Genomic DNA, 4363 nt, shown 5'->3' on the forward strand with positions numbered 1-4363 from the left:
GAATGTCTACTACCCCCGAAACCGTAGAGTCTTTGTTTCAAACCGCTGTAACCCCGGCTTGTTCTCCCTCTGCTCTCCTCACGCTTCTCAAATGTCCCCGTATGTTTTTGTTACAGAATCGCCTGCGCCTCTCACGTCGCGGTTACTTCTCCGAGTCTTTAATTATTGGACGCTTGTACCACGCCGCCCGTGCCGCCGCTGTCATAGACCCGAACACGCACGGGGACACCGAAATCGCTCGGGAGGCTGCTCTCATAACCGATGAAGTATCCTCCTCCGCCGACCTGGACACCGGACGCCTTCCCAACGGCCAAACCCTCGACCAAGTTCTCGTAACGATTCGGAAGTCCGAAGAGCTAGCGTGCGCCATGTCTCGGGTTGCCAAAAAGGTTTTCCCGTGGCCGGAAACCCCCGCCGATGTTTGGGAAACGACTTCTGAAGTTCCCTACCACTACACCAACGATTTAGGGGTAGAATTTTCCGGCAGGTTCGACGCCGTAACAAAGCACTACAGCCCAGAACTGAAACGTGATGAAATCTGGGTGATGGAACACAAGACCACCTCCCTAGACATCCCGACCTTCTTTGAAACCGCCCGCTTCGACCTCCAATTCAGGGTCTACGCGGCAGCCCTCCGTCAACTATACGGAAATTCTCCGTATCCCGCGGGAGTCATCCTAGAGGCCCTCAATAAACCCTCCATCCGTCAAAAGAAAACCGAAACCCGCGACGCCTACATACAACGGGTTATGGACTGGTATTGTGGAACCGGAGAATATGAAACCGAGCGGGCTTCTCGGGAAATCTCCCCGGTCTACCACCGCGAGGCCCTTCGCTTTCCTGTCGCCGACCCAGAACTAGACTTCTTGTTTACCGAGTTCGAGGTATACGCTAAAAAGAACCCCTCCATCGTTTGCCTCTTCCCAAAGTACCCTCACTCTTGCGTTAAATTTATCAAGTCGGTTTGCCCCTTCCTTCCTCTTTGTAACGTTGACCCTGGCAGTTGGCCAGGACTGTTAAAGTGCGGTCTCTTTGTCCAGAAAGGACACGACAATGTCAATCACGACACCCCAGATTCAGAGTAGACTTAAAACCGGCTCCGACTTCCCAGAGCCAGAGACCCTTCGGATGTACATTTACGGTATGCCCGGATGTGGAAAAACCACCTTTATGGGTTCCATCCCGAAGTCGATCCTTTTAGACTTCGAGGGGGAAGCCCGCTTCCTGGTGGCCCCCCAAGCCAAAATTCTTACAATCACCGACGGGAACGACTTTCAAGACATCATAGACTGGTTGTGCGCCGAAGGCCCCAAAGGTTCCGGGTTCTCTACGGTCTCCATAGACACCTTAAACCTCATGGTTCGCTATTGTATCCCCCACCTCACCAACCAACACAACAACAAGATCCGTGCCAAAACCGGCTCCGACACCGGGGGCGGTCGTCTTATCGACGACATTCGTGAGTATGGACAGGGAGGAGCCGGATGGGGAAAAATCAACGACTATTTTCTCCTCACCTTCCTTCGCTTGAAAGTGGCTGGGTACGGGATTTGTGCCTCCGGACATTGCCGCACCGAAACGGTTGAAGATGTCAGTTCAACCACCGGAAGTCGAACGGTTATCCGCTCGACCCTTAACCCTGGTGTTCTCGACTACATCCAACAGATGACCCAATTCTGCTGTCGAATTCGCCACGGGCTCACCACCGAAACTGTTCCTCTAAAGAATGCCAAAGGGGAAGTCGTTAGCTCCGAAATCACCAAGACACGCCGATATCTTTTAGACCTTCTAGCCACCTCCAGTTCTCCTCAGTCCGAAGCCATTGTCAAGGCTCGCCTCGTTCAGTTTTTCCTCGCCCCAGGGACCCCAATGAAAGATTTCATCACCGTAGACATCACCGGGAACACCGGCTGGATATACTTTGCCGGGCAATATACTGAGGCTTGTGCCCGAGCTAAAGCGTCTGTTACCGAACAAGCCCAAAAACCATTAACGAAGGAGAACAGCTAATGCCAACAATCAGCGAGGAGTTTCGTCTTGCATCCGAAGGCGTCCAAAAAGACATCGACGCCGCAGAAATCTTCGACAACTGGACCCCCCCAGTCGCTCCGGGGGGAACCGTCTTTGCGTGCATCCTAAAGAAGATAAAATGCACGATGGAAGAAGACGAAAAGAAGGGGCAGTATGCTCGGATTATTATGGAATGGCTTATCACCGACGGCATTTACAAAGGCCGCACATTTGCCACCTTCCATAAGTCCATCTATCCGGGCACTCTCGTTCCCATTTTTACTTTGGCGTCTCTGTTAACCGGGGACTCCAAATACAGGGAAGCCCGGATGCTTGTCGAATCAGCCGAAATCTGTGGAGCCTACGAAGGAAAAGCAGTTGTTGAACTTTTAGGCCGCAACAGTAAAACCGGCTACGTCAACTTCAGTCTGGGTAAACTAGTGGAGGTCCTGAAGACTTAATATGTTCCTTTTCTCTTGTTCCATTAGCGGTTACAACAACAAGCTTGGCTCTGTCGCCATCTTGTTGTCGTCTCGCCTCCGGCAGGTAGACCCCACCACCTTCAACCTGGAGACCCACCCGGTAGCTTTAGGTGTCGTCCCCTCAAGGGGCGACTCCCCTCCAGAGTTGAAGTTAGTGGTGGGGGCTACGGCCCTTCTACATTTGTCTCCCGCCGTCACGTGGGTTAGATTACTCAAGTTCCGGCCCAATATACGCCACACACACCAGGGGCATCGGGTTTTTGGACCCTTCCGGGTTATTATCGGTGTGGGGTGTCTCTCTCGGCTTGGGGTCTCCATCCCAAAAGGTAGATTTGTTGGAACAGGTGTGTACGATGAGACCTTGAAAAAATGGATTCTCACTCTATCTCTGGACCCGTTACCATATTGTCGCCGCTCCAAAACATCCGAAACGTCTACCGGGAGTTAATGTTAATCCCGGAGAATGAGTTGTGGGGTGTAGACAGTATGGTCACTACGGTTATGGCTGCGAAGCTACCCCGTAATACGGAGCCGGTCTGCATGATGCTCCTCGGCCCCTCCGGTTGGGGAAAGACGGAAATGATGCGTCCGATTCTCAACTGGAGGGGGGTAGGCATCGACCTAGACACCATCACCCCGAAAGCTCTCGCCTCCGGTGCCCCCGGAGGCCCAGACCGTTCTCTTCTCTGTAAATCCGATCGCCGCTGCCTGGTCATCAAAGATTTCACTACCATCCTCAGCCGCCCAGAAATCCACGAGTCCTTCTTTGGCACAATCCGTTCAGCCTACGACAACTCCTTCACAAAATACTCCGGGGCCACCTCCACCTCCCTGGACATCCGAGCCCGCTTCACCCTCCTGGCCGGGATGATCCCAAAAGTCTATACCTACCTAGAACGAGACCAAGATCGAGGCTACCGCTATCTCCTCGTCTGGTGTCGTCGCTCCCACTCCGACGACTACCTCACCCTCGTTCAAGACATGATTAACGACAAATTTTCAACACTCACTTCATGGAGAGACTCCATCAAAACCAGAGTCCGCTCCGCCTTCCGGACTCTTTTTGCCACCTACAATATAGGACCGGAAGACCCCCCTCAACAAGACCCCCACGAACCCGACGCGATGTTTCACACCCGTGTCACAAACTACCAAGAAGAGTACGACGCCCACGTCCACCGAATCGTCTGGCCGTCCGTCACCCTCACCCCCGACTACCGCTCCTGGGTAAAGTCGGCCACCCGCATCCTCTCCTACGTGCGCCTCGGCTCGGGAGACCCCATCCAAACTGAAGCCGATATGCCTTCCTACTCCGGCAAATCGGAACGCCCCGCTCCCTTCCGTGCTCAAAAACAGCTAAACACCCTCGTCCAAATGCGAGCCGTAGCCGACAACCGAACCTCTACCTCCGCTTCCGACATTGCCTTCTGCCGGGCCATCTGTCGAGATACTCTCCCTCCTGGTAGAATTCTTATTCTAGACCGAATATACCAAGCCCAAAAAGCGGGTTCCCCCCTCAGCCTCGTCACTCTCCCCGTGAAGATCCAAAGATCTGCCACCTACGTCCAAACCGTCGTGGCCCACCTTTCTCGTACCGGCCTCCTAGACATCCACGAAGACACCGGAACCGTCGAGTTCTCCGCAGGCGTCCTCGAAGACCTCGAACGAAGTACCCTTTTGGAGAAAAAAAATGATCTCTCAGCTTTTGAAGCGTGAAGTAAAGGAGCTAACAAACGCCATCTACCGCATGGGAACCACGGGAAACCACAACAAGCTAGAAGATGCGGAACTCCGGGCAGTTAGACAGTTAGATGTTGACCGGGCGATTATCTATCTCCTGGAACGTTTCAAGGAAGAGATTCTCGCTAGCC

The 4363-nt window shown here is 53.4% G+C and carries 4 protein-coding genes; all 4 read left to right on the top strand.

What is annotated here, in order from left to right; genetic code table 11:
• On the top strand, nt 1–1085 hold a 1085-nt coding region (locus HWQ67_RS13575), incomplete at its 5' end, for a PD-(D/E)XK nuclease family protein (protein WP_218253228.1).
• A gap of 43 nt (nt 1086–1128) precedes the next feature.
• Nucleotides 1129–2010, top strand: coding sequence for an AAA family ATPase (locus HWQ67_RS13580; RefSeq protein ID WP_218253229.1), 882 nt, complete (start codon nt 1129–1131; stop codon nt 2008–2010).
• Nucleotides 2010–2471 carry a hypothetical protein gene (locus tag HWQ67_RS13585; protein WP_218253230.1) on the top strand — a complete coding sequence of 154 codons (462 nt, stop codon included), beginning with the start codon at nt 2010–2012 and terminating at the stop codon, nt 2469–2471. The genes HWQ67_RS13580 and HWQ67_RS13585 overlap by 1 nt, the downstream gene beginning before the upstream one ends.
• Before the next feature lie 507 nt (nt 2472–2978).
• The gene (locus HWQ67_RS13590; RefSeq protein ID WP_218253231.1) at nt 2979–4208 is read left to right on the top strand and encodes a hypothetical protein; all 1230 of its coding nucleotides are present in this window, start codon (nt 2979–2981) and stop codon (nt 4206–4208) included.
• Nucleotides 4209–4363: the final 155 nt, after the last annotated feature.

The organism is Candidatus Magnetobacterium casense (assembly GCF_019173545.1).
Lineage (GTDB): Bacteria > Nitrospirota > Thermodesulfovibrionia > Thermodesulfovibrionales > Magnetobacteriaceae > Magnetobacterium > Magnetobacterium cryptolimnobacter.